The organism is Micromonospora sp. 4G55 (assembly GCF_016803375.1).
Genome location: NZ_JAEVHN010000888.1, coordinates 1 through 2132 on the forward strand (window position 1 = coordinate 1; position 2132 = coordinate 2132).

At 73.4% G+C, this 2132-nt stretch carries 3 protein-coding genes; 2 read left to right on the top strand and 1 reads right to left on the bottom strand.

Annotation, left to right across the window (positions count from 1 at the left end; all coding sequences use genetic code 11):
- Both JNW89_RS35710 and JNW89_RS35715 read left to right on the top strand, forming a co-directional pair.
- Nucleotides 1-230: hypothetical protein (locus JNW89_RS35710; RefSeq protein ID WP_238452368.1), on the top strand; the 230-nt coding region annotated here is incomplete at its 5' end.
- 5 nt (nt 231-235) lie between these two features.
- Nucleotides 236-649 (top strand): roadblock/LC7 domain-containing protein, encoded by a 414-nt coding sequence (locus tag JNW89_RS35715; protein ID WP_238452369.1) that lies wholly within the window; start codon nt 236-238, stop codon nt 647-649.
- 123 nt (nt 650-772) lie between these two features.
- Here the strand turns inward: JNW89_RS35715 and JNW89_RS35720 are convergent, their stop codons facing one another.
- Nucleotides 773-2086: a GH1 family beta-glucosidase gene (locus tag JNW89_RS35720; RefSeq protein ID WP_238452370.1), complete on the bottom strand. Its 1314-nt coding sequence runs from the start codon at nt 2084-2086 to the stop codon at nt 773-775.
- Between the last annotated feature and the right edge of the window lie 46 nt (nt 2087-2132).

A 2132-nucleotide genomic window follows, 5' to 3' on the forward strand; every position in this document is an offset into this window, starting at 1 on the left:
GGGGCACCAACGAACGGGGCCTGCCGGTGCGGGTGCCGATGGCTCAGCTCTCCGCGGTCACCGAGCCGGCCCGGCCGGAGGTTGCCGCCGCACGGGACGATCCGGACCCGGAGGCGGTCGGTGGGATGCTGTCGCGGCTGTACAGCGGCGTCCGCCGGGCCGAGGCCGAGGAGACCCGGGAGATAATCTTGCCGCCGTCGGGTGGGCACAGCGAAGGGGGACGACAGTGACGACGTTGAGCCAGGAGGCGCGGGACCTTAGCTGGCTGGTCAACGCGTTCGCGGAGCGGGTGCCGGGGGTGGCCCACGCCGTGGTGGTCTCCTCCGACGGGCTGCTGGTCGCGATCTCGGCGCACCTGCCCCGCGATCACGCCGACAAGCTCTCCGCGGTGACCTCCGGCCTGATGAGCATCACCGCGGGGGCGGCCCAGATGTTCGACGGCGACATCGTCAAGCAGACGGTCGTCGAGATGGGGCGCGGCTACTTCCTGGTGATGCAGATCCGCGACGGCTCGATCCTCGCCACGCTGGCCGCGTCGGACGCCGACATCGGCGTGGTGGGCTACGAGATGGCCCGGCTGGCCAAGCAGGCCGGTGAGATGCTCACCCCGGCGCTGCGCGCCGAGTTGCAGCAGGCGCTGCCCCGCTGACGGCGACCGCTCCCGCCGTACCGGCGGGCCGGTCCCGCTCGGCCGGACCCGCCCGCCCCGGCGGGTCGGACCACCGGACCGCCCCCACGCGGTCCGGTGCGCCGGTCCCGGCCGGCGGGTGGTTCAGAGGCCGTTGTCGCTGATCACCTGCCGGTACCAGTGGGCGCTGCGCTTGGGGATGCGGCGCTGGGTGGCGTAGTCCACGTAGACCAGTCCCCAGCGCTGGTCGTAGCCCTCGGCCCACTCGAAGTTGTCCAGCAGCGACCAGACGTGGTAGCTCTCCAGCGGCACCCCGGCGGCGATCGCGCGGTGCGCGGCGGCGAAGTGGTCCCGCAGGAAGGCGATCCGGCCGGCGTCGTCGACGGTGCCGTCGGCGCCCAGGACGTCCGGGCAGGGCAGGCCGTTCTCGGTGACCGTGATCGGGACACGGCCGTAGTCGCGGGTGACCCGGGTCAGGATGTCGTACATCCCCTCGGGGTAGATCTGCTGCCACTCCGCCTCGGAGGTGGCCCAGCGCTGCACGGTGCCGCCGTCGGCGGTGACGTAGAGCGGCGTGTAGTACTGCACGGCCAGCAGGTCGACCGGGCTGGAGATGATCTCCAGGTCGCCGTCGGCGATGCCCCGGACCAGCCGGCTGTCCTCGCCGAGGTCGGCCAGCACGTCGGCCGGGTACGCGCCGGTGAGCACGGAGTCCAGGTACAGCCGGTTCTCGTACCCGTCGTAGAGCCGGGTCGCGGCCGCCGCGGCCGGGGTGTCGTCGGCCGGGTAGCACGGGTGCAGGTTGAACGCCGGTCCGATCCGCGCGGTGGAGCCGGTGGCCCGCAGGGCGCGTACCGCCAGGCCGTGCGCGAGCTGGAGGTGGTGGGCGACCAGGTACGCGGCGTCCGGATCCTGCCGGCCCGGGGCGTGGTGGCCCCAGAGGTAGCCGTTCTGCACCACGGTCTTCGGCTCGTTGACGGTCAGCCACACCGGCACCTGGTCACCCAGGCCCCGGAACACGGCGTCGGCGTAGTCGGCGAAGCGGTACGCGGTGTCCCGGTTCTCCCAGCCGCCGGCGTCCTGCAACGACTGGGGCAGGTCCCAGTGGAAGAGGGTGACCATGGGCGCGATGCCGCGCTCGTGCAGACCGTCGACGAGCCGGCGGTAGAAGTCGAGGCCGCGCTGGTTGGGTCGGCCGGTGCCGTCGGCCTGGATGCGGGGCCAGGAGACCGAGAACCGGTAGCTGCGCAGGCCGAGGTCGCGCATCAGGTCCAGGTCCTCGGACCAGCGGTGGTAGTGGTCCGCGGCGACGTCGCCGGTGTCGCCGTTGCGGGTCCGCCCCGGAGTGCGGCTGAAGGTGTCCCAGATCGACTCGCCGCGCCCGTCCTCCTTGGCGGCGCCCTCGATCTGGTAGGCCGAGGTGGCCGCGCCCCAGCCGAAGTCGCGCGGGAAGCGCAGGGTGCCCGCGCCGGGGGTGGCGGTCGGGTCCCCGTCCGGCGGGGTG